The organism is Asanoa siamensis (genome assembly GCF_016862555.1).
Taxonomy (GTDB): Bacteria; Actinomycetota; Actinomycetes; order Mycobacteriales; family Micromonosporaceae; genus Asanoa; species Asanoa siamensis.
Genome location: NZ_BONE01000039.1, coordinates 53409 through 80391, shown reverse-complemented (window position 1 = coordinate 80391; position 26983 = coordinate 53409). Strand labels below are relative to the sequence as shown.

Below are 26983 nucleotides of genomic sequence, written 5' to 3'. Positions count from 1 at the left end.
GCGCGGCGCGAGAAGCGCGGCGCGGGAAGCGCGGGGCCGGGTCAGCACCAGCGGTCTGGTGGGCGTTCCTTGCGTGAGGCGCGGCGCCGTGGGCGGACCGCGCCGTGCCTGTGGGCGCCCGCCCAACCCGGCCGTTCGCTGCGGCACGCCGGCGCCCGGCCGAACTGGATCGGGCCGTTCGTCGTCGGGTCGGCTACGTGGTCAGGCGCGTCCGAACAATCGCGGCCGCGGTCCGCCTTCGGGTCCGCGCAGACGCGGCGGATCTGGCGGCCCGGTGCCGGGTCGTCGAGGGCCGGCGCGGTCGGGCCGTCCGTCGTACGGGATGGGTCGTTGTCCGCTTCGACGCAGCCGGGATCGGCCTCCCCGTGCGCCATCACGGCCTCCTGTTCTCCGCCGTTCTGCCACCCGGCCGCCACCGGGTGACCCATTAGGCCTCCACACCCTAATGGGCTGAGCAGCAGAAATCGCGTCCGCGGGGCCGGCGTGACTGGCTGCACACTACAGCAATCCGCTCCGTCAACCGAGTGCGTCCTCTTTGGCCCGACCCGGGAAGAGTGTCGCCCAGCCCGGGCCGATGACGAACCAGATCACCACCACCGCCAGTAGGCGGGTGAGCCACGAAACCAGGCCCGCGGCGCGGTCCGGGTCGCCGACCATGAGGATGCCCGCGCCGAGCAGGGCCGCGGAGATCGCGCACGCGGCGACCGCCTTGCCCCATTCGCGCCACTCGTAGCGGGTGCGGGCCCAGCCGCCGGACGGCGGCTTCCACGGCGGCGGGCCGCCGGCGAACCGGTGCGCGAATCGCTGGTCCGCCCAGCGGATCATCGCGTGGCCGAACATCACCGAGAAGCCGAGATACAGGGCGGCGAGCCCGTGGAACGGTCCGGCCGTGCCACCTCCGCGCAGGTCCACGACCGTGGCCGCGAGCAGCACGACGTCGAGCACCGGCGAGCCGATCAACAGCACGGTGCTGAGCCGGCGCATCCGCAGCACGTAGCGTGCGATCAGGCCCAGACCCAGAAACACCCAGAAGCCGATCTCGCTCGCCAGGATCAACGCCACGATCATTCCGGTCCCCCTCCGCAGCCGCGTACCCGTGGATCCAGGGTTTCCCGAAGATCGCGGCACAGCGTCGCCGCCGGCGACGAATCCGGTCTCCTCCCCACGGAGGACCGCTCTCCTCTGGCAGGCGGACGAGGCGGCGCCGACGTTGTGGTTGCATCGATGGTGTGATGCGCCTTCCCCCGCGCGGCTCGTTCGCCCGTGACCTGACGCTCGCCGCCGTCGCGCTGGCGGGCGGGATGCTGATCATCGTGTCCGGCGCGTACCTGACGATCGGCCCCGGTTGGCGCGACGACCCGGGCTGGTTGCTCTACGTGCCGCTCGTCGCGGTGAGCGTCGCCGTCGCGCTGCGCCGCCGGGCGCCGCTGGTGAGCCTCGCGATCGGCACCGTCGCGGCGGTCGGTGACCTCTCGCTCGGCGGGTCGCTGGGGACACTGCTGATCTTCACCCAGGTCTTGTACGACGCGTGCGTCTTCGGCCCCGCCCGGCTGTGGCGGCGCGCGCTCGAGGTGTCGATCGCGGTGGTGGTCGCGACCGCGGTGCTCGGCGTGGTCACCGAGGGCACCGTGCGCGGGCTGGCGCTGGGCATCCCCGCCGTGCTCCTGCTGGTCCTGCCGATCCTGACCGGTCTGAGCGTCCGGCAGTACCGCGACCAGGCCGCCCTGGAACGGACCCGGGCCGACCAGACCGCGCGGGTCGCCGAGCTCGACCGGCGCCAGGCCGTCGCGGCCGAACGCACCCGGATGGCCCGCGAGCTGCACGACATGGTCGCCAACCACCTGAGCGTGGTGGCGATCCACGCGACCGCGGCGTTGAGCGTGCCCAACCTCTCGCAGGCGCAGGTCGCGGAGTCGCTGCGGGTGATCCGCGAGAACAGCGTGCAGGGGCTGGGCGAGATGCGGCAGATGATCGACGTGCTGCGCGGTCCGGAGGCGGAGCCCGGCGACGACCCGGTGACGCCGCGGCTGGCCGAGGTCGACCGGCTGGTCAGCGGCGCCCGGGCGGCCGGGTTGGCCGTGGAGCTGACGACCACCGGCTCGCCGCGGACCCTGCCGGTGGGTGTGGACCTGGCCGGCTACCGGATCGTCCAGGAGTCGTTGACCAACGCGCTCAAGCACGGCACGGGTACGGCGAGCGTCACGGTCGACTACGGCACCGACGAGGTACGGCTGACCGTGCACAACCCCGTCGCGAGCCCCGGCCCGCTCGACCATCTCGGCGCCGGCGCCGGTCTGATCGGCATGCGGGAGCGGGCGGCGCTGCTGCGCGGCAAGCTCGACGCGGGCCCGGCGACCGGGGCGCGCTGGCGGGTCCACGCCGCCCTACCGGTCGACGCGGCCTAGCGGTCGACGCGGCCTAGCGGTCGGCGCGGCCTAGCGGTCGGCGCGGTGCGGCGTCACCGCCCGGGCAGCCACCGGGACCACCGCCGCCGCCAGCAGCAGACCGCCGAGCACGTCCGTCGGCCAGTGCGCCAGCAAGGCGACCCGGGTGAAGCCGATGAACACCGTGAACGCCAGCGCGGCCAAGCAGGTCGCGGTCCGGATGGCGGCGCCGGCGCGCGGCCAGACCAGCAGCACCAGCGCGATCGAGAACGCCGCCGCGTTGCTCGTGTGGCCGCTCGGGAAGCCGGAGCTGTGCACCACCACGAAGCCGTCCACCGGCCGTGGGTTGTGCAGTGTCCAGTGCATCAGGCCCCAGAGAATGGGCACGGCTGCGGTGACAAGGCCGCAGAACACCGACGCGCGGGCCTCCCGGCGGAGTGCGAAGAGCAGGGTCGCCGCGGCGCCGACGGCCACGTACGGGACGGTGGCCGCGAGCCCCGTCAGCGTCCGCAGCCAGTCGACCAGCGCGGGCCGCACGGAGCCGTAGTCCCGCAGCGTCGCGCTGACCGACTCGTCCCATCTCATCAGCGGCGGCCAGTCGGCCGCGACCACCCCGAGCAGCACGCCGAAGGCCGCCAGCGCGGCCAGGGGCAGGGCGGCCGGTGGGCGCGCGGGACGATCACGCATCCCGGTCAGCTTATGGTGTAGAGCGTGGACGACCAGGCAGCGGACGGGCTCGCGGCGACATTGCGCCGGATCGAGCGGTCCGCCGGCGCGCTCGCCACGGCCAGCGTCGCCCGGATGGACGAGACCCTCGTCTGGTTCCGGGCGCTGCCGGCCGACCAGCGCGCCTGGGTGATGCTGGTCGCCCAGGCCGGCGTCCGGTCGCTGGTCGAGTTCATGCGCCAGGGGCCGAAGGGCCGGCCGCGCGAGGTCTCCGACGAGGTGTTCGCGGCGGCGCCGCGGGCGCTGGCCCGCAGCATCAGCCTGCAGCAGACCGTCGCGCTGATCCAGGTCACGATCGACGTCGTCGAGGAGCAGGCCGCCCGCCTCGCCGCGCCGGGCGAGGAACGCGACCTGGTCGAGGAGGTCCTCCGGTTCTCCCGGGAGATCGCCTTCTCGGCCGCCCGGGTGTACGCGCGGGCGGCCGAGTCCCGCGGCTCCTGGGACGCCCGTCTCCAGGCGCTGCTGGTCGACGCGCTGCTCCGCGGCGACTCGACGGACGCCCTGGCCAGCCGGGCCGCGGCGCTGGGCTGGGCCGACGCCCCACCGGTCGCGGTGGCGGTCGGCCGCTCCCCCGGCGGCGAGGTGGCGCCGGTGCTGCACACGGTCTACCGCCAGGCCCGCCGGATCGGCGTCGAGGTGATCAGCGGCGTGCACGGCGACCGGCTCGTGGTCGTGCTCGGCGGCGCGGCCGACCCGCTCAACGCGACCGAGAAGCTGCTCGAGGGCTTCGGCACCGGCCCGGTGGTGGTGGGCCCGGCGGTGGCCAGCCTCGACGAGGCGACCGAGTCCGCGCGGGCGGCCCTGGCCGGTTTCCGCGCCGCGCCCGCCTGGCCCGACGCGCCCCGCCCGGTCGCCGCGGCGGCGCTGCTGCCCGAACGCGCGCTGGCCGGCGACGCGGCGGCCCGACGGGCGCTGCGCCGCGACGTCTACGGCGCGCTGGTGCGCGCGGGCGGCGAGCTGATCGAGACGCTGGACGCGTTCTTCGCGGCCGGTGGCGTGCTGGAGAGCGCGGCCCGCGCACTGTTCGTGCACCCCAACACCGTGCGTTACCGGCTGCGCCGGATCGGGGACGTCACCGGCTTCTCACCGCTGACGCCGCGCGACCTGTTCGCGTTGCGGATCGCGCTCACGGTGGGCCGGCTGGACCCACGTGGATCAGCGGCCACAACCGACGCCTGAACGTTCGTTTGGTATATATGCCCCTATACCGTACGTGATCGCAGCCACTCATTGTAGGAACCATACAAATCCAATAGTGTGGTTTGGTGCCTGCCGGCAACCACACAACCCACGAGTATCCCGCAGAGTCGTAAACGTGCTCGCCGTACTCTCGCCCGGTCAGGGCGCCCAAAAGCCCGGTTTCCTCGCTCCGTGGGTCGGACTTCCCGGCGCCGAGGCCCGGCTCCGCTGGTGGTCCGCACTCTCCGGAGTCGACCTCGTGCACCTGGGCACAGAGGCGGGCGCTGACGAGATCAAGGACACCGCGCGTACGCAGCCGCTGCTGGTCGCCGCCGCGCTGCTCGCCGCCGAGCAGCTCCCGATGCACGACGTCGCGGTGGTCGCCGGCCACAGCGTCGGCGAGCTCGGCGCGGCCGCCCTCGCCGGCGCACTCTCGCCCGAAGCCGCGGTGACGCTGGCCGGCGTCCGCGGCCGCGAGATGGCCGCCGCCTGCGCGCTCGAGCCCACCGGCATGTCGGCCGTGCTCGGTGGCGACGCCGCCGAGGTGCTCGCCGCGATCGAGGCACACGGCCTGCACCCGGCCAACCGCAACGGCGCGGGCCAGGTCGTCGCCGCCGGCGCTCTCGACGCGCTGGCCAAGCTCGCCGCCGAGCCGCCGGCCAAGGCGCGGGTCATCGCGCTGCAGGTGGCCGGCGCGTTCCACACCCCGTACATGGCCCCCGCCGAACAGGCGCTCGCGGCCGTCGCGGCCGGCATCACCCCCGCCGATCCGAGCCGGATCCTGCTGTCGAACCTCGACGGCTCCGCCGTCGCCCACGGCCGGGAGCTGCTGACCCGGCTCGTCCGCCAGGTCACCGCGCCGGTCCGCTGGGACCTGTGCATGCGCTCGCTGGCCGACCTGGGCGTGACCGCGGTGCTCGAGCTGCCGCCCGCCGGCACCCTGGCCGGGCTGGTCAAGCGCGAGCTCAAGGCCAACGGCATCGAGATCGTGACCCTCAACACCCCCGACGACCTGCCCGCCGCGCGCGATCTCGTCGCGCGGCACGGCGCGGCGCCGAGCCACGAGCCCGCCCCGCAGTTCCGGGTCGTGGTCGCCGGCGCCGCCGGGATGTTCCGCCCGGCCGACGGGCTCGCCGAAGGCGATACCGTAAGCACTGGTCAGCTCATCGGGCACGTCTCCACCCGGCAGGGCCCGGTCGAGGTCGCCGCGCACGGCGACGGCCTGCTGACCGAATGGCTCGCCCACCACGACGACCCGGTCGCTCCGGGCCAGCCGCTCGCGCGCATCGGAGGACATCCCGCATGACAGGCTCCCGCATCCTCGCCTTCGGCCACTACCAGCCGTCCCGGGTGCTCACCAACGACGACCTGGCCCAGATCGTCGACACCAACGACGAGTGGATCCGGGACCGGGTCGGCATCGCCACCCGGCGCATCGCCGACAGCGAGACGGTCGCCGACATGGCCGGCTTCGCCGCCGAGAAGGCGCTGGCCAACGCCGGTCTCACCCCGGCCGACATCGACCTGGTCGTCGTCGCCACCTGCAGCTCCGTCGACCGCAGCCCCAACGTGGCCTGCCGGGTCGCCGCGAAGCTGGGCATCAACGCCCCCGGCGCGTACGACCTCAACACCGCGTGCTCCGGCTTCTCGTACGCGCTCGGCACGGTCGACCACGCGATCCGGGCCGGCGCGGCGCGCAACGCGCTCGTCATCGGCGCCGAGAAGCTCTCAGACTTCACCGACTGGACCGACCGCTCGACCTGCATCATCTTCGGCGACGGCGCCGGTGCGGCCGTGGTGACCGCCGCCGCGGAGGACGAGGCGCCCGGTGTCGGCCCGGTGATCTGGGGTTCGGTGCCGGAGAAGTCCGACGCCGTCCGCATCGAGGGCTGGCGCCCGTACATCGCGCAGGAAGGCCAGCAGGTCTTCCGCTGGGCGACCACCGCCCTGGCACCGCTGGCCCTGCAGGCCTGCGAGCGGGCCGGCGTCGCCCCCGAGGACATCGCGGCCTTCGTGCCGCACCAGGCCAACGCCCGCATCATCGACGGCATCGCCAAGCGGCTCGGCATGCCGCAGGCGGTCGTCGCGAAGGACATCGTAGAGTCCGGCAACACGTCGGCGGCGAGCGTGCCGCTGGCCCTGTCGAAGCTGATCGAGCGACGCGAGGTGCCGTCGGGCGCCCCCGTCCTGCTGTTCGGTTTCGGCGGCGGCCTAACGTACGCCGGGCAGGTAGTTCGCTGCCCGTGAGCGCACGCTCAACGACAACATCACCAAACCCGAAAGGACACCACCGCAATGACCCGTGACGAGATCACGTCGGGCCTGGCCGAGATCCTGGAAGAGGTCGCCGGGGTCAACCCCGACGACGTGGCCGAGGAGAAGTCCTTCACGGACGACCTCGACGTCGACTCGCTGTCCATGGTCGAGGTCGTCGTGGCGGCCGAGGAGAAGTTCGGCGTGAAGATCCCCGACAACGAGGTGCAGAACCTCAAGACCGTCGGCGACGCCGTGACCTACATCGAGTCGAACGCCTGACATGAGTCGTCCCGACGTCGTCGTCACCGGGCTCGGCGCGACGACCCCGCTGGGCGGGGACGTCGAGTCGACCTGGGACGCCATGCTGGCCGGCCGCTCCGGGGTGAGTCCGCTCACCCAGGAGTGGGCCGGCCAACTGCCGGTCCGGATCGCCGCACAGCTCGCGGTCGAGCCGAGCGAGCGGATCGACCGGGTCAAGCTGCGCCGGCTCGACCGGTCCGAGGCGATCGCGCTGATCGCCGCGGGCGAGGCCTGGGCCGACTCCGGGATGGCCGACGCCGGTCTCGACCCGGAGCGGCTCGCGGTCAGCATCGGGTCCGGAATAGGGGGTGCCACGACGCTGCTCGCCCAGGACGACATCCTGGAGGCCTCCGGCCCCCGGCGGGTGTCCCCGCACACCGTGCCGATGCTGATGCCGAACGGTCCGGCCGCCTGGGTCGGTCTCGAGTTGGGCGCGCAGGCCGGCGTCCACTCCGTGGCCAGCGCGTGCGCGACCGGCGCCGAGGCGATCGCGCTCGGTCTCGACATGATCCGCTCCGGCCGGGCCGACGTGGTCGTGGCCGGCGGCACCGAGGCGGTCATCCACCCGCTGCCGATCGCCGGCTTCGCATCGATGCGGGCCATGTCGACCCGCAACGACGAGCCGGAGAAGGCCTCCCGGCCGTGGGACAAGGGCCGTGACGGCTTCGTGCTCGGCGAGGGCGCCGGTGTCGTCGTGCTGGAGCGCGCCGACCACGCCGCCGCGCGCGGTGCCCGGGTCTACGCCCGGCTGGCCGGTGCCGGCCTGACCTCCGACGGCTACGACATCGTGCAGCCCCACCCCGAGGGCCGCGGCGCGATCCGGGCCATCGCCAAGGCGATCGCGGACGCCGACGTCGCGCGGACCGACATCGTGCACGTGAACGCCCACGCGACCTCCACCCCGGTCGGCGACCTCGCCGAGATCGTCGCGCTGCACACCTCCCTCGGTGACCACCCGGTGGTCACGGCGACCAAGTCGATGACCGGGCACCTGCTCGGCGCGGCCGGCGCGCTGGAGTCGATCGCCTCGATCCTGGCCATCCGCGACAGCGTGGTGCCGCCGACGATCAACCTCGACGACCCCGACGACAAGCTCGACCTGGACGTGGCGGCGCTCAAGGCGCGGCCGATGGACGTCCCGGCGGTGCTCAACAACTCGTTCGGTTTCGGCGGGCACAACGTGGCGCTGGTGTTCACCCGCGGGTGACCCGGGCGGCTTAATCGGGGGGATTTCGATGACCAGGAGCAGCGCGCTCGACGATCATGCAGTCGTGGACCACCGGGATCCGGAGGCCCGGCTGCGGGCTCTGTTCGACGCCGGCACGCTGCGCCTGGTCGCCCCCCGCGACGACTCCGGGGTGCTGGCCGCCCGCGGCGAGATCGACGGCACGCCGGCGGTCGCGTACGCCACCGACGCCACCCGGATGGGCGGCGCACTGGGCACCGAGGGCTGCCGGCACGTCGTCGACGCGATCGACGCCGCGGTCCGGGAGCGGATCCCCGTGCTCGGGCTGTGGCACTCCGGCGGCGCGCGGCTGGCCGAGGGCGTGGTCGCGCTGGACGCGGTCGGCCAGGTCTTCGCGGCCATGGTCCGGGCGTCCGGCCGGGTGCCGCAGATCTCCGTGGTGCTCGGCCCCGCGGCAGGTGGAGCGGCCTACGGGCCGGCGCTGACCGACGTCGTGGTGATGAGCGGGGCCGGCCGGATCTTCGTCACCGGCCCCGAGGTCGTCCGCAGCGTCACCGGCGAGCAGGTCGACATGGAGCGGCTCGGCGGGCCGGAGCCGCACGGGCGGCGCTCCGGCGTCGTGCACGTGACCACCAAGGACGACGAGACCGCGCTGGTCGAGGCCCGCCGGCTGGCCGCGCTGCTGGGGCGGCAGGGCCGCCTCTCCCCCGTCGACGTCGCCACCGACGACCCCGGGCACGACCTCACGGGGACGATGCCGGAGGCGGCCAACCGGGCGTACGACGTCAAGCCGGTCGTGCAGGCCCTGCTCGACGAGCCGGGCGTGGAACTGCACGCCAAGTGGGCCCCGAACATCGTCACGACGCTGGGCCGGTTCGCCGGTCGTACCGTCGGCGTGGTCGCCAACAACCCCCTGCGGCTCGGCGGCTGCCTGGACGCGGCCAGCGCCGAGAAGGCCGCCCGATTTGTCCGCATGTGCGACTCACTCGGCGTCCCCCTGGTCGTCCTCGTCGACGTGCCCGGCTACCTGCCCGGCCTCGGCCAGGAGTGGGACGGCGTCGTGCGCCGCGGCGCCAAGCTGCTGCACGCGTTCGCCGAGGCCGTCGTGCCCCGGGTGACGCTGGTGACCCGCAAGGCGTACGGCGGCGCGTACATCGCGATGAACTCCCGCTCCCTGGGCGCGACCGCCGTGTTCGCCTGGCCCGACGCGGAGATCGCGGTGATGGGCGCGTCGGCGGCCGTCAACGTGCTGCACCGCAAGAAGCTCGCCGCGACGCCGCCCGAGGAGCGCGAGGCCGTCCGCCAGCAACTCGTCGAGCAGCAGATCAAGGAGGCCGGGGGCGTGCAGCGGGCCTTGGAGATCGGCGTCGTCGACGACGTCATCGAGCCCGGCGAGACCCGCCGCCGGATCGCGGAGGCGCTGGCCGCCGCCCCGGCCGCGCGCGGCGCGCACGGCAACATCCCGCTGTAGCTAGCGGTTGCGCGGGTGGTTCTTGCCCATCCGCTCGTTGCCGCGGCGGTAGTTGCCGGTCCACCGGGCCATCACGCCCTGCGGGTCGGTCTCCACCTCGGCCAGGAACTCGGCCGCGCGCCCGCCCCGCAGCGTGGTCGCCGGGCGGCCGTGATGGAGGATCACCACTGACCCGTCGCCACGCTCCTGGTAGTCGAATCCGTGCGGCGCGGGCATGCCGGGCAGCGTAATAGGGTGTGTGCCGTGGAAGCGACCGAAATCCGCAAGCTCGCCGCGCTCGAGGACCGCCACTGGTGGTACGCCGAGCGCCGGGCGCTGCTGGCCCGGTCGCTGCGCGCGCTCGGTGCGAGGCCCGGTGCGGCCCTCGACATCGGCGCGGCCGGCGGCGGCAACACCCGGGTGCTGCGGGCCCACGGCTGGCGGCCGGTGGCGCTCGAATACAGCGCCGAGGGCGCGTCGGTGGCCCGCGAGCGGGGTCTGTCCGTCATCCGTGCCGACGCCCGCACGCTCCCGGTCGGCGACGGCGCGCTCGACCTCGTCACCGCGTTCGACGTGCTGGAGCACATCGACGAGGACCACGAGGCCGCGGCCGAGATCTTCCGGGTCCTGCGGCCGGGAGGCACGGTGCTGATCGCCGTACCCGCCGATATGAAGCTCTGGTCCGCCCACGACGTGGCCGTCGGGCATGTCCGGCGCTACGACCGGGCCGGGCTGCGCGCGGTGATCGAGAAGGCCGGCCTGGTCGTCGACGAGCTGTGGAGCTGGAACGTGCTGCTCCGCCCGGTCGCCGCCTGGCGCAGGCGCAATTCGACCGGCAGCGACCTCGACGACATCGCCGCGCCGGTCAACCTGGGCCTGCGCGCGGTGGTGGCGGCCGAACGCTATCTTCCGGTGAAGTCCCTGCCCGGCGTCTCGTTGATGCTGCGCGCCCACCGCCCCGCCTAGGAGAGGTCGTCCCCCGTGCTGGCCCCGCTGAAGAACCTGCTCGGCAACGTGACCATGTACGTCGCCCTGCAGAAGGCGCTCGGCTCCGACCGGCTGCGCTACCGCTGCCTGGCGGAGCTCGACCTGCGCGACGGCGACACGGTGATCGACGTGGGCTGCGGGCCCGCCTACTACTTCGACCGGCTGCCGAAGGTGACCTACTTCGGGTTCGACACGTCGGAGCGCTACATCGCGCACGCGACGGCCCGCTACGGCTCGGAGCGGGCGACGTTCTCGACGGAGATCTTCGGGGAGCGGCACCTGGGCGTGCTGCCGCCGGCCGACGCGGTGCTGCTGCTCGGCCTGCTGCACCACCTGTCCGACGAGGACTCCCGCGCGCTGCTGCGGGTGGCTTCGCAGGCCCTCGCGCCGGGCGGCAGGGTGATCGCGGTCGACACCTGCTACGCGCCCGGCCAGGGCCGGATCTCGAAGTGGATGAGCGACAACGACCGCGGCGAGCACGTCCGCGAGCCGGCCGCCTTCGAGGCCCTGGCCCGCGAGTCCTTCGCCGACGTCTCGGGCGAGGTCGTCGACGACGCGATCCGCGTGCCGTCCAGCTTCTGGATGATGCGGATGGCCACGCCGCTGCACGTCCCGACGGCCTGACGGCCTTCCGCGCCCTCTGGGCGGCCTACAGCGTCACGCTCCTGGGTGGTTCGGTCGCCCTCGGCGCCCTGCCCTTCCTGGCCGTCACGGTCGTCGGCGCCGGCCCCGACGAGGTCGCCCTGATGGCCGCGAGCGCCGCCGTGGCCAGCGCGGTGCTCGCCCTGCCGCTGGCGCCAGCCCTCGACCGCCTGCCGAAACGGCGCGTCCTGATCGCCACCGAGTGCGTCCAGTGCGCGGCGATGCTGACGGTGCTGGTGGCGTTCGCGCTCGGCCGGCTCACCGTCGTGCACCTCTGCCTGGTGGCCGCCGTGCAGGGTGCCGGGTCGATCCTCTATCTCGCCGCCGCCGGCGCACTCGTCAAGCAGACCGTCCCGCCGCACGCGCTGCTCGCCGCGAACGCCCGCATGGAGACCACCAACTGGACCGCGGCCAGCGTCGGCCCGTCGGTCGGCGGCTTCCTGAGCGCCGGCCTGGGAGCCGTCGCCACGGTCGTCGTCGACGCGGTCAGCTTCGTGCTCGGCGCGCTGCTCCTGCGCCGGGTGCCGGCACCGCCCGCGCTACCGGGCGAAGCCGCCGAGTCGCTCGTCGTCAGGGTGCGCGCCGGAATCACGCACCTGCTGCGCCACCCCGGACTGCGCGGCCTCTACGCCAACGCCATGCTGTTCGGCGGTGCGGTCATGATGACCGCGCCCCTGCTCACCGTCTTCATGCCGCGCGACCTGCGCCTCACGCCGTGGCAGTACGGCCTCGTGCTGGGCGCCCCCGCGCTGGCCGGGCTGCTCGGCACCGTGCTGTCCCCCCGCGTCACCCGCCGGCTCGGCGAGCGGCGCACCCTGCTGCGGGCGGGTGCCGCCCGCGGGCCGTGGATCCTGCTGCTCGTGCTCGCCCCGGCCGGCCCGCGCGGGCTCCTCGTCGTCCTGGCGGCCCAGGCGGGCCTGCTGTTCACCGCCGGCGTGTTCAACCCGGTGTTCGCCACCTACCGCATGCGCGCGACGCCCGACCACCTGCTGACCCGCGTCACCACCGCCTGGTCGGCCAGCGCGAAGGTGAGCCAACCCCTGTGCACCGCGCTGGGCGGCGTGGTCGCCGCCGTGGCCGGGGTGCGGCCCGCACTGCTGCTCGCCGGCGTGCTCTGCCTCGCCGCCGGGCTGCTGCTGCCCTGGCGGTCAGCGCAGCTCGTAGACGAACATCCGCCCGTCGGACCAGCGCAGGTTCGCCAGGGCCTCCAGCTCCGGTGACTCCGCGCCGACGAGGCGGTCGACGACCAGCCAGCGGACTCCGTCGCGGGCCCGGAACGCGGCCAGCGACTCCGCCGACGGGGTGGTGAACGCCGCGTCGTTGCGGGCCAGCAGGTCCGGGTCCCAGAACGCCCACGAGCCCGCCTCGGAGACGCGGGGCGCGAACGCCCAGCCCTCGACCAGGACCCGGCGCTCCGCGTAGGCCGAGAGCCAGAACGAGCGTGGGTCGCAGTAGCCGTCCGTCGGCGTGTTGACGCAGTGCACGTTGGTGGCCAGCACGTCCGACGGCGCGCTGTGGTCGCGCACCCAGCGGGCCGCGTCGACGCGGGACTTCGGCAGCGGGACCGTCGCGTACGCGCCGCCGTTGGAGAACCGCTCCGACTTGCGCATGTCCATGATCAGGCCGGGCGCGCCGACCACCAGGATCGCGCTCAGCGCGACCACGCCGCCCCGGCCCCGCAGGGCCGGCCACCACCGGCTCAGCACCGGCCAGAGGGCCGCGACGACCAGGCCCAGCGCGGCCAGCCCCAGCGACCAGCGCAGCAGGGGCAGCAGGGGGTCGAGCACGCGCGGCGGCGCCGAGGCCTGCGCCGGGCCGGCCAGCTCGAACTGGGCCAGCACCAGCACGACCGCGAACGCCAGCGTCTCGACGCCGAGGAAGATCCGGGCCGTCCGGGACAGCTTGGCCCGGTCGAACACCATCGCGTAGCCCCACGCCGACAGCAGCACCGCGAACGTGAAGCCGGCCCGGGTGAAGTACTGGTTGCCGTCGCCGGGCTGCTTGACCATGAGGTAGATGAACGGCCCGCCGATGCCGCCGGCCAGCAGGAACACCTGCGCCGGGTCGAGCCGGCCGCGGCGCAGCCAGAGCAGCGGGACGATGCCGGCAGCGCGGAGCTGCATGTTGACCAGGAAGGCGAACCAGACCGGCAGCACCGCGAGCCACATCGGCCCGTCCGGCGGGGTCCAGAAGCGCTCGAAGCTCCACAGCGGCTCGGGCGTGACGCCGTAGGCCTGGAACCTGAACAGCACGCCCATCGCGAACAGCTGCGCCGCCCCGGTGAGCACGCCCAGCCAGAGCGGCGTCCACGGGATCCTGCGGCGCGCGACCAGCACGACGAGGAACGTCACGAGCAGCGCCACCGCGACCACCGGCAGCGAGCTGGCCTTGGCACCGCTGGACGCGACCAGCAGGAGGAACGCGAGCACGAAGCCGCCGCGGCCGAACGCTCCGGTCAGCAGGCCGCAGACCACCCCGATGAGCGCGATCAGCAGCACCCAGGAGTAGATCATCGACATGCCGTGCCAGATGACGAACGACGACTGGGTGCCGAACGGCATGGTCACGGGGTCGGTGAAGTTGGTCTCCCCGACCACGAAGAACAGCGCCGCCGCGACCGCACCGACCAGGGCCCGGCCGCTGATGCGCCAGCCGACCACCGCCGTCAGCAGGATCGCCAGCGCGCACAGGAACGGGATCGCCAGCCGCAGCGCGACCACCGGCAGGTCGATGCCGCCGATCATGCTGCTGGACGCCATGTGCGCGTAGCCGAACCAGTGGTAGAACAACGGCTCGCCGGCCACCTGCGGCACGTGCAGCGGGAACTGGTGCTTGGCCTCGCCCGCGAGCGAGAGCTGGTAGGCCAGGTCGAGATATTGCCGGGTGTCGTCCGAGGTCGGCAGGATCGGGTTGCGCTGCAGGAACGTCGACGACAGGTAGGTGGTGAAGAACGCGACCGCCCCGCCGACCGCCCACGAGAAGCCGAGCGGCGCGGTTTTTTCGTAGTGGGGGCGGAAATGGCGGCGCAGCCCCGGCACGCCGGCGAAGAGCGCCACCACGATCAGCGGCCAGGCCCACAGCGCGCCGCGGACGTCGAGCACCGAGACGAGGGTCCAGGCCGGCAGCTCGAGGACGAGGCCGACGGCGGTGCCCATGGCCAGGTCGTCGAGCAGCGAGTGGGGCGTGCGGCGCAGCGCGCGATAGACGAGCGTGCCGGGCAGGGTCAGCGCGAGCGTCAGGTAGAGCGCGTATTTCACCAGGTCGAGCACGGCGGTGTCCGCGGCGAGCAGGACCGCCGCGACGTAGAGGACCGTCGCCACGAAGGGCAGGAGATGCCAGGGATACGCGCGACGGGGCGCGACGGTGCCCAAGGAGGCCGACGAGGCCGGGGCGGCATCGCCGTCCCGCGCGGCCGGGATCGCGCTGACCTCGACCCGCGGCTGCGCGGGCCGCTCGGCGGGCGCGCTCACCGGCGGCTGTCGGCCAGCACGGCCGGGTCGTCGTCGGCGCGGCGCTGCCCAGGGGCGGCGGTGTCACCTGGATCGGTCTCGGCCGGGTCACTGTCGCTGGCGATGAAGTAGGCCGGCCTCGCCTGCACCGCCGTGTAGATGCGTGCCACGTACTCCCCGAGCAGACCGAGACAGAGCAGTTGGACGGCGCCCAGGAAGAGCACCGCGAGGAGGATCGACGGCCAGCCGATGACCGTGTGGCCCAGGGCGTACGCGACGATCACCGCGATCACCAGCAGCGCACAGACGGCGACGCCGAGCAGGCCGAGCCAGGTCGCCACCCGCAGCGGGGCGGCGGAGAAGCTGGTGACGCTCTCCACGGCGAGGGCGAGCATCCGGGAGAACGGATATTTCGTGCGGCCGGCCGCCCGCTCGGCCCGCAGGAAGTGCACCTCGCCGCTCGGGAAGCCGAGCCAGGGCACCACCAGGCGGAGCACCGGCGTGCGCTCCGGCAGGTCGCGCAGCGCCTCGACGGCGGCCCGGCTCAGCAGCCGGAAGTCACCGGCCTGGGCGGGCACCTGCTTGCCGACCAGCCGCCGCATCAGCCGGTAGTAGGCGCCGGCCGTGAGGCGCTTGAACGCCGTGTCGGAACTGCGGTCGCCGCGTACGCCGTAGACGATGTCGAGCTTCTCCGCCCGGGCCAGGGCGAGCATGTCGGCGATGGTCTCGGGCGGGTCCTGCAGGTCGGCGTCGATGCTGACCACGTAGCCGCCGCGCGCCCGCATCAGACCCGCGATCAGCGCCGCCTGGTGGCCGCTGTTGCGGCGGAGCCGGACGACGCGGAGTTGCGGCCAGCGCTCCCGCAGCCCGCGCAGGCCGGCCGCGGTCGCGTCGGTGCTCCCGTCGTCGACGGCCACGACCTCGTAGGGCTCGGCCAGCCCGTCGAGGACCGCGCGCAACCGTTCGGCGAGGAGCGGCAGCACGCCCTCCTCGTTGAACATCGGCACGACCACGGAGAGTGCCGGATCCTGCTGACCCATCCCGACTCGTGCTCCCTCCGCGTTCGAACGGGGGAACCGTATCAGTCGGGCCGGGGCAAATCAGCACACGCTACGGGGCAAACCAGACACTTCCACCGGCGACTTGCCGGTCGGCTTCTGCTTTCCGGCCAGCACCTTGGCCAACGCCTTGAGCGAATCGGCCGACGACGAGTACGTGGCCAGCACGTTCGGCGACTTCGCGCCGCTGAGCACGTACGGCGTGTCCATGCCGACCGTCGTGTCGGCGGTCCTGCTCAGGTCGCCCGCGCCGTCGCCGTAGCCGACCAGGTGCACCTCGCGACCACCGCTCGGCACCACCTGCACGCCCTCGGCCTTCAGCGCCCGCTCGAGGTTGGCCTTGCTGGTGTCGCGCCCCGGCGAGGTCGTCACGGTGACCGGCCCCTTGACCGGCGCGCCGCACTGGCCGCGGAACTGGGTGACCGCGGCGGCGGCCAGGCCGCTGGCGACGTCCTTGTGCGCGTCGGCGGCGAGCACCGTCTTGCCGGCGCCCACCTGGGTGTCGGCGAGCGTGAAGCGCAGGGTCAGGTCGCGGGTGACGGCCTCGACCAGCCGCTCCTTCTTCAGCGAGCCGTCGTGCAGGCCGGCGAGCAGGCCCTGGTAGGCGCCGCCGACGTCCGGCGGCATCAGCAGCAGGTCGTTGCCCGCGTTCAGGGCGCGGACCGCGGCCTCGCCGGCCGGCCACTTCTCGGCCGGCGCCATGTTGAGCGCGTCGCTGACCACGACGCCCTTGAAGCCGAGCTCGCCGCGGAGCACGTCGACCAGCGCCTTGTGCGAGAACGAGGCGGGCACGCCCGGCTCGATCGACTTCACGTCGAGGTGGCCGCTCATCACCATCTGCGCGCCGGCGTCGATGCCGGACCGGAACGGCAGCAGGTCGGACCTGTCGAGGTCGGCCTTGCTCTTGCCGATCACCGGCAGGTCGGTGTGCGAGTCGGAGGGGGTGCTGCCGTGGCCGGGGAAGTGCTTGAGGGTCGCGGCGACGCCGGCCGACTGCAGGCCGCGCACCGAGGCGGCGACCTGGTCACCGACGGCCTTCGGGTCGGAGCCGAACGACCGCGACCCGATCACGCCGCCGTCGGCGGTGCCGAGCACGTCGGCGTCGGGGGCGAAGTCGACGTTGAGCCCCAGCGTGCGCAGCTCGTCGCCGGCCACCTTCCAGCCCTGCTGCGTCGCGGCCGGGTTGCCGCCCGCCCCGAGCGCCATCGCGCTGGGCAGCAGCGTCACGCCGCTCTTGATCCGGGTGACGGCGCCGAACTCCTGGTCGGTGCCGATGAAGATGGGCGCCTGCCCGCCGGCCGCCTGCTGCAGGCCCTCGGTCAGCGCGGTGATCTGCTTCGGGTTGTCGACGTTGGTGGTGGCCTGGTTGGTCGACGTGGGGTCGTCCGCGGAGAAGCCGACCAGGATCAGGCCGCCCAGGTGGTATTTCTGGATCATCTGCGCGGGCGTGTCGACCTTGCCGAGCTTCTGGTTGCCGGCGGCCGAGGCGGGGGTCACGTCGGTCGCCGAGCTGCCGTAGGCGTACGGCATCAGCACCTGGCCGGCGAGCTGCTCGTCGGAGAGCGTCCGGGCCAGGGCCGCGGCGCGGCCGGCGGGGTCGCCGGTCGCGGACGGGCTCGGAGCGACCGGTGCGGTCGCGGAAGCCTGGGACGGAGAGGGTGCTGCCGCGCGGGGCGCCGGCTTACCGCAGGCCGTGACGGCCACGAGGAGCGCGGCGACGACAGCGGCGAAAAGCAACGCGAGGCGGCTCCGGGGGGAGGCCATCGAGCCATGATGGCCAGCCTTTTGCGTTATGAGCAAGTGAAGCCGGCAATACGGTCGGTCCGGAATTGACACGGGACGGGTAGGCCGCGACGGCAATGGTGCCTGGTGCGCGGTTCGGAGGTCGTCCGTTCGGCCCCGGTGGAGGTGGCGATCACCCCACCCGCGTGAGGAGTGTCACGGGCGCCCCGTCGCCGGCGTACCGGTAGGGCTCGAGCTCCGCGTCCCAGGAGGTGCCGAGCGCCTTGTCGAGGGCGTGCTGTAGCGCCTCGGGGGCGCGGGAGCTGGCCATGATCGCCCGTAGTCGGTCCTCGCCGAGCTGGATGTCACCGGCGGCCCCGGCGGTCGCCCGGAACAGCCCACGGCCGGGCACGAACATGAAGCGTTCACCGTCACAGCCCGGGCTGGGCTCCTCGGTGATCTCGAAACGGATCATGGGCCACTGCCGGAGGGCAGCAGCCAGCTCCGCGCCGGTCCCCGCGCGACCGGTCCAGCTGCACTCGGTGCGCCGCGCACCCGGGTCGACCGGCTGCGCGGTCCAGTGCAGTGTGACCGGCGCGGTGAGGACGCGCGCGATCGCCCACTCGACGTGTGGGCACACGGCGAGCGGGGTCGAGTGGACGTAAACGACGCCACGCGTTGGCACGGTGACCTCCCGAAGACCCGAGGTGCGTCTTCCCCTACGACCTCGATCACTTCGAGTGGTCAGCCATCATGATGACGCCTGGGGCCAATGTTGCGCCAGGGAATCGGAAATTTGGGTGTGACGTTCGGTCCGAAGAGCCGATCCACCCGCTGGTGTACTCTCAACTGGGCCCCTGCGGGCCCATTTCCTGTACGCGTGACCTTGGCAAGGAGTCCCCCCGTGGCGAGCAACACCTCCAAGACCGCGCGCGCCTCAGTCCGGGCCGGCCAGGCCGGACAGGGTGGCGCGCTCAGCGTGCTCGGCGAGTTCAAGTACCTGATCCCGCTCAACAACGGGAAGTTCGCCTACGTGCGCAACCTGACCAACGGCAAGACCGCGCACCTGCGCACCGACTCCGACGCGTTCGTCGAGGAGATCCGGACGCTGGCCGGCGCCGGCCACGCCGTGAAGATCCGCGCCGAGCTGACCGGCCTCGCGGCCGCGTTCCCCGCCCACGGCTGGGACGTGACCGAGAAGCGCCTGGTCGACGCGGGCGTCTTCGAAGCCTGAGCCACCCACGAGAGCGCTCCGGCCGGTGCCGGGGCGCTCTTTCGTGCGCCCGAAACTCGCTCGCGACGCGTCCCGGTTGATCACTAGCGTGCCGGCATGGCCTTCCGTCATCCGGCCGCCTTCCTGCTCGGCATGGAAGGGCTGGCGCTGCACCGGGCGTTCGCGGGCGAGTTCGACGCCGCCTTCGTCGCCGACCGGCTCGCCGAGGTCCGCCGCATCCTGGCGGCCGACGCGCGCGGCGAACTCGGCACGAGCGACCACGTCGGCGAGACCGACACGGTGGCGGGCTACCGCGTCTGGTCGCGCTCGTACGACGAACCCGGCAACCCCCTGATCGACGTCGAGGAACCGCTCGTCCGGGCGATCCTCGCGGGGCTGCCCGCCGGGCGGGCCCTCGACGCCGCCTGCGGCACCGGCCGGCACGCGGCCCACCTCGCCGCGACGGGTCACACTGTCGTGGGCGTGGACAGCTCACCCGAGATGCTGGCGTACGCGCGCCGCAACGCCCCCGGCGCCACCTTCCTCCACGGTGACCTGCGCGCCCTCCCGCTGCCGGACGCCTCCGTCGACGTGGTCACCTGCGCGCTGGCCCTGACCCACCTGCCGGCGCTGGAGCCCGTGTTCGCCGAGTTCGCCCGCGTGCTGCGCCCCGGCGGCCACCTGGTCACCTCCGACATCCACTGGCAGTCGCTCTACCTGGGCGGCATCGCGTCCACGGTGGACGACGACGGGGTCGAGGCGCGGCTGCCGGCGAGCCGGTTCCGGCCGAGCGCCTACGTCACCGCCGCGGTGGGCGCGGGCTTCGCGGTGCGGGCCTGCCACGAGCCGCTCTGGCCGCCCAGCGACACCGGCGGCGGCCCGTTCCTGCGGTCCTGGGCGGCCGAGGCGGTGGACGCCGCCTACGGCAACACCCCGGCCGCGATCATCTGGCACTTCCGCAGGTGTTAGAACACTGTCCATGACGGACGGGCTGCGGGAACGGCTGGTGCGGGCCGGTGTCGACCTCCTCGAACAGGAGGGCCTGGCGGCGCTGTCGCTGCGCGAGATCGCCCGGCGGGCCGGCGTGTCGCACGGCGCGCCGCGCCGCTACTTCCCCACCCACCTCGAGTTGCTGTCGGCGATCGCCCGCGAGGGCTACGGCCGGCTGGGTGCGGCCGTCGCCCTGGACCCGGCGGGCGAGCCGCGCGCCCAGTTGCTCGGGCTCGCCCGGCGCTATCTGGACTTCGCCCGGGCGAACCCCCACATGTTCGCGCTGATGTTCCGGCACGATCTGCTGGCCAGCGGCCACCTGGGCCTGCGCGGCACGGCGCTGCCGCTGTTCGCCACGCTCACCGACCTGGTGCGCCGGGCCGGCACCCGCTCGCCGGAACCACCCGCCGTCGTGGCGGGCGCGCTCTGGGCCAACCTGCACGGCATCGCCCAACTCTGGAGCTGGGGCAGCCTCCAACTCGCCACGGGCGAGGCCGACCCCGAACCGCTGCTGCGGGCCACACTGGACGCCCACCTCGCCGGCTGAGCACCGCCGCGGTCCGCGGAAACTACGATCCATTGATGATCAAGCGCACCGTGCCCGCGCAACGGACCACACCGGCGGCGACGACGCCCTTTGCCCGGCGATGCGCCCGGATTGTCGGATCGCGCGCGTTCGATGTCGTCATCGTCGTCGTGATCGGGGCCAATGCGGTCGCGCTCGGCGTCGAGACGTACCCCCATCTCGGCTCTTTCCGGCCCCTGCTGCACGGTCTGGAGTGGATGTTCCGGGTCGTCTTCGTGCTGGAGATCGCCGTGCGGCTCGGCGCGCACGGTCGCCGGCCGCAGGACTTCTTCCGGCACGGCTGGAACGTCTTCGACTTCGCCGTCATCGCGGCCGCGTTCATCCCCGGCCTCTACGGTGACTCGACCGTCCTGCGGATCGTGCGCATCGCACGCGTGCTGCGGCTGGTCCGGTTCTCCCCCGGCCTGCGCACGATCGTCACCGCGCTGCTGCGCAGCCTGCCCGGCGTCGGCGGGTTCCTCGCCCTGGCCCTGGTCACCCTCTACGTCTACGGCATGGCCGGCTGGCTGATCTTCAAGGACCACTTCCCCGACCAGTACGGCACGATCGGCCGGGCCGTGCTGACGCTGTTCGTGCTGCTCTCCCAGGAGACGCTGCCGGACCTGATCAAGGCGGGCATGGAGATCTCGCCGTGGACGCTCGTCTACTACGTCAGCTACGTGCTGATCACGGCGAACCTGCTGCTCAACATCCTGATCGCGGTCATCGTCAACTCGATGGAGGAGGCCCGGCGGCTGGAGATGAGCGAGGGCCTGGCACCCGGCTACGACCAGGACGGCGACGGCGTGCCCGACGAGGTCGACCGGATCGCGATCACCCAGCGGATCGACGACCTGCGCGCGGCCCTCGCCGAGTTGGAACGCGAGCTACGCATCGACCGCGACGATCACGGCAACCGGGCCCGGTCGGGGTAGCCGGTCACGCCCTGCTCGTAGAAGCGCACCCGGTCCGTGCACTCGTTGAGCACCTCCGCCCAGTCGCGGACCCAGACCCGCAGGCCCACGCGGTCGAGCACGCAGCCCCGCGGGCGGTGCGGGTCGCGCACGGCCGGCCTGAGGTCGTCGTCCACCCGGCCCGCCAGCAGCCACACGTCCCAGTCGACCCGGATGCCGCGGAACCCGGCGTCGCCCGCCACCGCCTCCGCGTAGGACACGAGCTGGGTCAGCTCCTTCGCGCCCGCGGTGTCCACGGTGCCGACCACCAGGTGCTGCCGGCGCTCGTGCTCCCGGCGCGCCCGGGCCAGCAGCAGGTCGGGGCCGGCGTGCCGGTCCACCACCGCGTCGAGCTGCCGGTCGGCCGTCAGCAGCCCGTGCCGCTCGCCGAACACCCAGGTGTGCTCCGCCAGGACCGCGCCGAGCCGGTCGGGGTCGGCGGTACGCAGGCGGCGCAGCGTCGCGATCGCCGCCAGCCGGTCGCCCACGGTGGCGGCGGCGCGGATGCCCCGGGTGTCGCCGAGGATCCGGTCGAGCTGGCCCCGGTCGTCGTCCGAGAGCTTGAAGATCTCGTCGAGCACGGCCGCGACCCGCTCGGGCCGGGCGCGCACCACCTCCCGCAGCAGGGCGAGCGTGGCCCGCCGCTGGTTGCCGCGGCGCGGGATGTGCCGGTGCACCGCGGTGGCCACCAGGTCGAACGTCGCGCGGTCCGGCCCGGCGGCGGCATCGTCGTACGGGTAGCTCCCCTCGGCCTGCCACCGCTGCACAAGCTCGCGCCGCCGGTCGTCGTCCCGGCTGCGGAAGTGCGCCCGCAACTGCTCCCGGGCGACCGCGAGCAGGGCGGTCACCTCACTGTCGTGACCCTCCCCCAGGTGCACGTCGCTCACGTGCTCGGCCATCGGCGGCCAGAGCACGTACGCGGTGAAGTCGAAGCCCGGCGCCCTGATCCCGGCGTCGACCGTGCCGACCGGGATGCCGCCGCCGTCGCAGAGGTGCAGCTCGCGGTCCACCGCCGCCGACCATTCGATGACCTTGAGCTGGGCGTCGCCGCCCGCGAAGGTCAGCGGGTAGACCGACGTGTGCCGCACCGAGGTCCGCGGGTCGACGGCGACGCCGTCGTAGACGACCGAGACCTCCGGGTACGCGGTCAGGTAGGGCGCCAGCTCGGTCGTCAGCCGGCGGTGGTTGGCCCGCAGCGGCAGCCGGTCGAGCCGGGGCGACTGCTTGCCCCACGCCTCGACCAGGGTGCCGGTCGCCTCGCGGGTCGGGACGCTGTCGCCGATGAGGAAGTCGTTGCGGGCACCGGCGTGCGCGGCCACCTCGGTGCGCGACCGGCCACCCACCCCGTCGGCGACGGTCGTCCAGCGGATGTGGTCGCCGAGCGCGTACGCCCGCAGCCGCCCCTGGCCGTTGCTGCCGTGCAGGGTCCGCTGCTTGAGCAGCGTGCCCGCCGTCCACTTCTTCCACGAGCCGCCGATCCGGTCGAACGCGGCGGCCAGCGCCTCGGGCGCCATCCCCGTGCCGTCGTCACGCACGGTCACCCGCTCGACGGCGCCGAGGGGTGAGCGGTGCAGCACCACGTCGACCCGGGTGGCGTCGGCGTCGAGCGCGTTCCAGATGAGCTCCTTGACCGCGCCGAGGGGGTCGCTCTCCCGCGCCAGCCGCTGCACGTGGTCCTCGGCTGCTTCCAGATGGACACGGCGCATCACCGCATCTTGCCAAACCGGGGCCTCGACCAGCGGACATCGCGACGGCCGGGCCGGTCCGCGGGGTCACTCGAACGGCGAATACCACACATGACAACCACGACGTAACGTCTGTGCGTGAATCTTCGGCGCGGGCCGGCCGCCCCCGCGGAACCACGCGGCCTGCTGGTCACGACGGCGCTCGTGATCGCCGCCCTGGCGATCGCGATCAGCCTGGCCGGGATCGTCCTCGCCGCGCTCGCGCTCGGCCGTGACGTCGCTCAGGGCAGCGCCAGCCACTCCGTGCCCGTGGTGATCTCGGCGAGATAGTCGGCGTCCGGCGTCACGCCGAGGCCCGGGCCGGTCGGCACCGCCACGTGGCCGCCGTCGAGCACGAACGGTTCCGTGATGTCGCGGGCGAAGTAGCGGTCCGACGCCGAGGTGTCGCCCGGCAGGGTGAAGTTCGGCAGCGCCGCCAGCGCCACGTTGGCCGCGCGGCCGAGACCTGTCTCGAGCATCCCGCCGCACCAGACCGGCACGCCGTTGGCGGCGCACACGTCGTGCACCCGGCGGGCCTCCAGGTAGCCGCCGACCCGGCCGGGCTTGACGTTGACGACCGAGGTGGCGCCGAGCGCGATCGCGTCGGCCGCCGCCCGGGCCGAGGTGATCGACTCGTCGAGGCAGACCGGCGTGCGGATCAGCCGGGCCAGGGCGGCGTGGCCGCGCAGGTCGTCCTCGGGCAGCGGCTGCTCGATCAGCAGCAGGTCGAACGGGTCGAGCCGGGCCAGGTGCCGGGCGTCGGCCAGCGTGTACGCGGTGTTCGCGTCGACCTGGAGCAGCAGGTCGTCGCCGAACCGCTCCCGGACCGCGCGGACCGCGTCGACGTCCCAGCCGGGCTCGATCTTCAGCTTGATCCGCACGTAGCCCTGGGCCTGGTAGCCCTCGACCGCGTCGAGCAGGGCCGGTATCGACGACATGATGCCGACCGAGACACCGGCCGGCACGGTCGGGCGGACGGCGCCGAGGTAGGCCCCGAACGACGTCCCGGACTCGCGCAGCGACAGGTCGAGCAGGGCGGTCAGCACGGCGGCCTTGGCCATCGGGTGGCCCTTGATCCGGCCGAGGGCCGCTTCCAGCCGGGGCACGGTGAGCTCGCCGGACTTGGCCAGCGCCGCCACCTCGGGCAGCAGGAAGCGGCGGATCACCTCGGCGGCGCCGTCGACGTGCTCGCTGGAGTAGAGCGGCTCCGACATCGCCACGCACTCGCCCCAGCCCTCGGCGGCCTCGCCCACCGCGCGGACGAGCAGGACGTCGCGGGCGGTCTCGGTGCCGAAGGAGGTGCGGAACGGGCTGACGAGGGGCAGGGCGATGCGGCGGAGTTCGAGGCCACGCAGGTTCAACAAAGATCCTTCAGTCGGTTTCCATGACGTACCAGCCGTCGCGGGCCATGCCCACGATGCGGTAGCCCGAATCGAACGCCGCGCAGAGCGCGTCACCGACCTCGCGGCGCCACGCGACGGCGAGCGGCGGGTCGGTGCCCCGCATGGCCTCGATGTCGAGGGGCACGGCGACCAGCAGCGGCCGGCCGTCGTGCACCGCCTTGCCGGGGTTGGGCCGGCCGAAGTCGTCGCGGGCGAGCGCCACCTCCGCGCCGGCCGCGTACACCGCCTGCATGTTGATCTCGCGGGTGTCGCCGGCCGCGGCCGCGATCGCCTCCGGCGAGGCGACGTCCCACTGGATGTAGAGCCGGTCGCTGGTGGCGTCGCCGGCGTTGATCCCGTCGGTCATCCGGCCGTAGAAGTCCGGGAGGTACTTGATCGCGCGGGCACCCAGCTTGTGCAGGTTGAAGTAGGCGTTGCGGCGCACCAGCGGGTCGAAGGTCCAGTGCACCGACTCGATGTGGCGGTCCAGCGCCCAGGCGCGCTGGTGCAGCTTGATGGCGTGCCCGGCGCCGCGGCTCTGCGTGGCCGGGTCGACGCCCGTGATGTGCGAGTGGAGGTGGTCGATGCCGAAGAACGCGACGGCGGCGCCGATCATCACGTCGTCGCGGAACGCGCCGACCACGTAGTTGCCCGCGTAGGACAACGCCCGCATCATCCGCGCGTCGAGCAGTTGGTTGGGCGAGTCCGTGCGCCAGATCCTGCCGAACAGCTGGGCCACGTCCTCGTGGGCGGCGGGCTCACGGAGCTCCCGCACGGTGATGCCCAGCCGGGTCGCCGCTGCGGTCGCGACCTCTTTTGCCTCCGCGATCAGCTCGTCCACCCAGCCTCCCGTTGTGCATGACGAGTCCTTACTTCAACAGGTGAACAGGGCTCGTGTCGAGGCTACCGTCGGTAATTGATGGTTTTCTTTACGTTGTGCCCCAGTGGCCACTCGCCCATCGGGGATATTGGCCTCATAGGGGTCGTAACCGGATAGTGGATCTGGCGTCCTGAACGCAGCTTAAGGCATGATTGTTACTGCCCGGTATGTGCGTGGGTAAGAACATCGGTGCGGAATCCTCAGCCTTGGAGGTGACCATGCCGGAGCGGCTCGCGGTGACGCTGACCGACGGCGTGCGGCTACACGTCGAGATCAGCGGTCCCGACGACGCCCCGGTCACGGTCTTCCTGCTGCACGGCTGGACCCTGGACACCCGCACCTGGCACCGCCAGCTCGCCGGGCTGCCCGACGCCCTCGACACACCGGTGCGGATCGTGGCGTACGACGCCCGCGGGCACGGCCGCTCCGACGGCACCACCCGGGCCGGCGCCACCCTCGCGCAACTCGGCGACGACCTGGCCGAGGTGATCGCCACGATCGCGCCGACCGGCCCGATCGTGCTCGCCGGGCACTCCCTGGGCGGCATGACGATCATGGAGTACGCGCACGGCCATCCCCTGTCCTTCGCGACCCGGGTCGCCGGGCTGGTGTTCATCTCGACCACCGCCGAGGGACACACCCACACGGTGTACGGGCTCCCGTCGCGGATCACGCGCCTCGTCCGCCTCGTCGAGACCACGGGCGCCGGCATCCTGGCCCGCGGCGGCTCGTGGCGGGTCCACCGCTACCTGCTCCGGGCGCTCGCGCCGTCGCTGCGCTGGCTGCTCTTCGGCGACCGGTGCGCGCCCGACGACCTGATCCTCACCACCGCCGCGGTCGCCCGGGTGCAGTTGCTGGCGATCGGCGCGTTCCGCTCCTCGGTCGGCGAGCAGCAGCGGCTGGCCACGCTGGCGGCACTCGGTGACCTGCCGGCGGCGGCCCTGGTCGGTGACCGCGACCGGCTGACCCCGCCGCCGTGCGCCGAGTCGATCGCCGACGCCCTGCCGGACGCCGACCTGACCATCTGCCCCGGCGCGGGCCACATGCTGATGCTGGAGCGCCCGGCGATCGTCACCGCGGCGCTGGCCGAGGTCACCCGGGCCGCCCTGGGCGACACCCGGGACGCGCCCGACCTCCAGGCTGCCTAGGGTCTCGACGTCCAGCCGTCGGCGCGGAGGCGGTCGATGCCGTCGAGCAGCAGGTCCAGCGCGAACTCGAACTCGAACTGGTCGTCGCAGCCCGGGCCGACCACCGACTCGTCGTCGTGGGCGGCCGCGCCGGCGATCGCCGCGAGGTGTGGGAACGCGGCCGCGGCCTCGGCCGGGAACGCCGCCGGCGGGGGCGGCGGCTCGGCGGCCCCGGACCGGCCCGCGCGCCGTGTCGGGTCGAACAGCTCCTGGCTGAAGCCCAGCATCCGGCTGCCCATCGCGTGCATGACGTGGTGGGCGAGGTCGGTGGAGAACCCGCCGCCGCGCAGCGCGCCGACCATCGAGTTGAGGTAGTCGAGGATCGCCGGCGTCGCCTCGTTGCGCGACTCGATCGCCAGCGGCGCCCAGGGGTGGCGGAGCAGCGCCTCCCGCGCCGAGAGGATGCGCCGGCGCACCGCGCGCTTCCAGTCGGCGTCGGTCTCCAGCGGGTCGATCTCGCCGACGATCACGTCGATCATGCCGGCGAGCAGCTCGTCCTTGTTGGCCACGTGCTTGTAGAGCGCCATCGGGACGACGCCGAGCTCGTTGGCGAGGTTGCGCATGCTCAGCGACTCGATGCCGGTCTCGTCGGCGAGCGCGACCGCGGCGCGGAGGACCCGGTCGCGACTCAGCGGCGCCCGGCGCAGTGTGTCGACCTGCTCAGCCATCACGGATCCGACCTTAGCCGTCTTGACAGGTGTACGCCGTACACCTACCGTGGAGTGTACACCGTACACCTCGGAGGGAATC

28 protein-coding genes are annotated in these 26983 nt (G+C 73.3%); 16 read left to right on the top strand and 12 right to left on the bottom strand.

Going from position 1 to position 26983, the window contains the following annotated elements; genetic code table 11:
- Nucleotides 1–41: 41 nt before the first annotated feature.
- A complete protein-coding gene (locus Asi02nite_RS23510; protein ID WP_203716064.1) occupies nt 42–428 on the bottom strand; it encodes a hypothetical protein in 387 nt (128 codons plus the stop codon).
- Nucleotides 429–516: 88 nt separating this feature from the next.
- Nucleotides 517–1068 carry a hypothetical protein gene (locus Asi02nite_RS23505; protein ID WP_203716059.1) on the bottom strand — a complete coding sequence of 184 codons (552 nt, stop codon included), beginning with the start codon at nt 1066–1068 and terminating at the stop codon, nt 517–519.
- A gap of 164 nt (nt 1069–1232) precedes the next feature.
- On the opposite strand from Asi02nite_RS23505, the gene Asi02nite_RS23500 reads away from it, so the two are divergent.
- Complete coding sequence (locus tag Asi02nite_RS23500; protein ID WP_203716058.1) at nt 1233–2405, top strand: sensor histidine kinase; 1173 nt, start codon at nt 1233–1235, stop codon at nt 2403–2405.
- A 30-nt stretch (nt 2406–2435) separates the two neighbouring features.
- Here the strand turns inward: Asi02nite_RS23500 and Asi02nite_RS23495 are convergent, their stop codons facing one another.
- Nucleotides 2436–3071 (bottom strand): phosphatase PAP2 family protein, encoded by a 636-nt coding sequence (locus Asi02nite_RS23495; protein ID WP_203716057.1) that lies wholly within the window; start codon nt 3069–3071, stop codon nt 2436–2438.
- Nucleotides 3072–3095: 24 nt separating this feature from the next.
- On the opposite strand from Asi02nite_RS23495, the gene Asi02nite_RS23490 reads away from it, so the two are divergent.
- The 6 genes from Asi02nite_RS23490 to Asi02nite_RS23465 all read left to right on the top strand — a co-directional run bounded on the left by Asi02nite_RS23490 (nt 3096) and on the right by Asi02nite_RS23465 (nt 9502).
- Nucleotides 3096–4289 carry a helix-turn-helix domain-containing protein gene (locus tag Asi02nite_RS23490; RefSeq protein WP_203716056.1) on the top strand — a complete coding sequence of 398 codons (1194 nt, stop codon included), beginning with the start codon at nt 3096–3098 and terminating at the stop codon, nt 4287–4289.
- A 136-nt stretch (nt 4290–4425) separates the two neighbouring features.
- Entirely contained in the window at nt 4426–5595 is a 1170-nt protein-coding gene (locus Asi02nite_RS23485) for an acyltransferase domain-containing protein (RefSeq protein ID WP_203716055.1), read from the top strand.
- Complete coding sequence (locus Asi02nite_RS23480) at nt 5592–6536, top strand: beta-ketoacyl-ACP synthase III (RefSeq protein ID WP_203716054.1); 945 nt, start codon at nt 5592–5594, stop codon at nt 6534–6536. Before Asi02nite_RS23485 ends, Asi02nite_RS23480 begins: the two co-directional genes overlap by 4 nt.
- A 48-nt stretch (nt 6537–6584) precedes the next feature.
- Nucleotides 6585–6824: an acyl carrier protein gene (locus Asi02nite_RS23475; RefSeq protein WP_116075309.1), complete on the top strand. Its 240-nt coding sequence runs from the start codon at nt 6585–6587 to the stop codon at nt 6822–6824.
- 1 nt (nt 6825) lies between these two features.
- On the top strand, nt 6826–8052 hold the full coding sequence (gene fabF / locus Asi02nite_RS23470; RefSeq protein WP_203716053.1) for a beta-ketoacyl-ACP synthase II: 1227 nt from the start codon (nt 6826–6828) through the stop codon (nt 8050–8052).
- 28 nt (nt 8053–8080) lie between these two features.
- A complete protein-coding gene (locus tag Asi02nite_RS23465; protein ID WP_203716052.1) occupies nt 8081–9502 on the top strand; it encodes an acyl-CoA carboxylase subunit beta in 1422 nt (473 codons plus the stop codon).
- On the opposite strand, the gene Asi02nite_RS23460 is transcribed toward Asi02nite_RS23465, so the two are convergent.
- Nucleotides 9503–9718 carry a hypothetical protein gene (locus tag Asi02nite_RS23460; protein ID WP_203716051.1) on the bottom strand — a complete coding sequence of 72 codons (216 nt, stop codon included), beginning with the start codon at nt 9716–9718 and terminating at the stop codon, nt 9503–9505. It abuts the gene before it with no gap.
- A 27-nt stretch (nt 9719–9745) separates the two neighbouring features.
- On the opposite strand from Asi02nite_RS23460, the gene Asi02nite_RS23455 reads away from it, so the two are divergent.
- The 3 genes from Asi02nite_RS23455 to Asi02nite_RS23445 are packed head-to-tail and all read left to right on the top strand — an operon-like array spanning nt 9746 to nt 12330.
- Entirely contained in the window at nt 9746–10447 is a 702-nt protein-coding gene (locus Asi02nite_RS23455) for a class I SAM-dependent methyltransferase (RefSeq protein WP_203716050.1), read from the top strand.
- Nucleotides 10448–10462: 15 nt separating this feature from the next.
- Nucleotides 10463–11092, top strand: a complete 630-nt coding sequence (locus Asi02nite_RS23450) for a methyltransferase (protein ID WP_203716049.1) — start codon at nt 10463–10465, stop codon at nt 11090–11092.
- Nucleotides 11047–12330: an MFS transporter gene (locus Asi02nite_RS23445; protein WP_239126977.1), complete on the top strand. Its 1284-nt coding sequence runs from the start codon at nt 11047–11049 to the stop codon at nt 12328–12330. Before Asi02nite_RS23450 ends, Asi02nite_RS23445 begins: the two co-directional genes overlap by 46 nt.
- Here the strand turns inward: Asi02nite_RS23445 and Asi02nite_RS23440 are convergent.
- The 4 genes from Asi02nite_RS23440 to Asi02nite_RS23425 all read right to left on the bottom strand — a co-directional run bounded on the left by Asi02nite_RS23440 (nt 12259) and on the right by Asi02nite_RS23425 (nt 18024).
- Entirely contained in the window at nt 12259–14580 is a 2322-nt protein-coding gene (locus Asi02nite_RS23440) for a hypothetical protein (protein WP_203716048.1), read from the bottom strand. The two genes, Asi02nite_RS23445 and Asi02nite_RS23440, sit on opposite strands and share 72 nt — an antisense overlap.
- Nucleotides 14577–15599, bottom strand: a complete 1023-nt coding sequence (locus Asi02nite_RS23435) for a glycosyltransferase family 2 protein (RefSeq protein ID WP_203716047.1) — start codon at nt 15597–15599, stop codon at nt 14577–14579. Before Asi02nite_RS23435 ends, Asi02nite_RS23440 begins: the two co-directional genes overlap by 4 nt.
- 60 nt (nt 15600–15659) lie before the next feature.
- Nucleotides 15660–17381, bottom strand: a complete 1722-nt coding sequence (locus Asi02nite_RS23430) for a glycoside hydrolase family 3 protein (protein ID WP_203716046.1) — start codon at nt 17379–17381, stop codon at nt 15660–15662.
- A 151-nt stretch (nt 17382–17532) separates the two neighbouring features.
- Complete coding sequence (locus Asi02nite_RS23425) at nt 17533–18024, bottom strand: DUF3145 domain-containing protein (protein WP_203716045.1); 492 nt, start codon at nt 18022–18024, stop codon at nt 17533–17535.
- Nucleotides 18025–18243: 219 nt separating this feature from the next.
- Between Asi02nite_RS23425 and Asi02nite_RS23420 the strand changes: the two genes are divergently transcribed.
- The 4 genes from Asi02nite_RS23420 (at nt 18244) to Asi02nite_RS23405 (ending at nt 21042) form a co-directional block, all read left to right on the top strand.
- The gene (locus Asi02nite_RS23420) at nt 18244–18573 is read left to right on the top strand and encodes a hypothetical protein (RefSeq protein ID WP_203716044.1); all 330 of its coding nucleotides are present in this window, start codon (nt 18244–18246) and stop codon (nt 18571–18573) included.
- A gap of 96 nt (nt 18574–18669) precedes the next feature.
- Nucleotides 18670–19521: a class I SAM-dependent methyltransferase gene (locus Asi02nite_RS23415; protein ID WP_203716043.1), complete on the top strand. Its 852-nt coding sequence runs from the start codon at nt 18670–18672 to the stop codon at nt 19519–19521.
- 10 nt (nt 19522–19531) lie between these two features.
- Nucleotides 19532–20089 (top strand): TetR/AcrR family transcriptional regulator, encoded by a 558-nt coding sequence (locus tag Asi02nite_RS23410; protein ID WP_203716042.1) that lies wholly within the window; start codon nt 19532–19534, stop codon nt 20087–20089.
- A 35-nt stretch (nt 20090–20124) separates the two neighbouring features.
- Nucleotides 20125–21042 (top strand): ion transporter, encoded by a 918-nt coding sequence (locus Asi02nite_RS23405; RefSeq protein ID WP_203716041.1) that lies wholly within the window; start codon nt 20125–20127, stop codon nt 21040–21042.
- On the opposite strand, the gene Asi02nite_RS23400 is transcribed toward Asi02nite_RS23405, so the two are convergent.
- Nucleotides 21015–22766, bottom strand: a complete 1752-nt coding sequence (locus Asi02nite_RS23400; RefSeq protein ID WP_203716040.1) for an ATP-binding protein — start codon at nt 22764–22766, stop codon at nt 21015–21017. The two genes, Asi02nite_RS23405 and Asi02nite_RS23400, sit on opposite strands and share 28 nt — an antisense overlap.
- Nucleotides 22767–22883: 117 nt before the next feature.
- On the opposite strand from Asi02nite_RS23400, the gene Asi02nite_RS23395 reads away from it, so the two are divergent.
- Nucleotides 22884–23075 carry a hypothetical protein gene (locus Asi02nite_RS23395; protein WP_203716039.1) on the top strand — a complete coding sequence of 64 codons (192 nt, stop codon included), beginning with the start codon at nt 22884–22886 and terminating at the stop codon, nt 23073–23075.
- Here Asi02nite_RS23395 and menC read toward each other — a convergent pair.
- Together menC and Asi02nite_RS23385 are read right to left on the bottom strand one after the other, a co-directional pair.
- Nucleotides 23027–24145 (bottom strand): o-succinylbenzoate synthase, encoded by a 1119-nt coding sequence (menC, locus tag Asi02nite_RS23390; RefSeq protein ID WP_203716038.1) that lies wholly within the window; start codon nt 24143–24145, stop codon nt 23027–23029. The genes Asi02nite_RS23395 and menC overlap by 49 nt on opposite strands.
- Nucleotides 24146–24155: 10 nt before the next feature.
- Nucleotides 24156–25007: a GNAT family N-acetyltransferase gene (locus Asi02nite_RS23385; protein ID WP_203716037.1), complete on the bottom strand. Its 852-nt coding sequence runs from the start codon at nt 25005–25007 to the stop codon at nt 24156–24158.
- Nucleotides 25008–25264: 257 nt separating this feature from the next.
- Here Asi02nite_RS23385 and Asi02nite_RS23380 point away from each other — a divergent pair, with 257 nt between their 5' ends.
- On the top strand, nt 25265–26194 hold the full coding sequence (locus Asi02nite_RS23380; protein ID WP_203716036.1) for an alpha/beta fold hydrolase: 930 nt from the start codon (nt 25265–25267) through the stop codon (nt 26192–26194).
- On the opposite strand, the gene Asi02nite_RS23375 is transcribed toward Asi02nite_RS23380, so the two are convergent.
- A complete protein-coding gene (locus tag Asi02nite_RS23375; protein WP_203716035.1) occupies nt 26191–26901 on the bottom strand; it encodes a TetR/AcrR family transcriptional regulator in 711 nt (236 codons plus the stop codon). The two genes, Asi02nite_RS23380 and Asi02nite_RS23375, sit on opposite strands and share 4 nt — an antisense overlap.
- Nucleotides 26902–26983 lie beyond the last annotated feature (82 nt).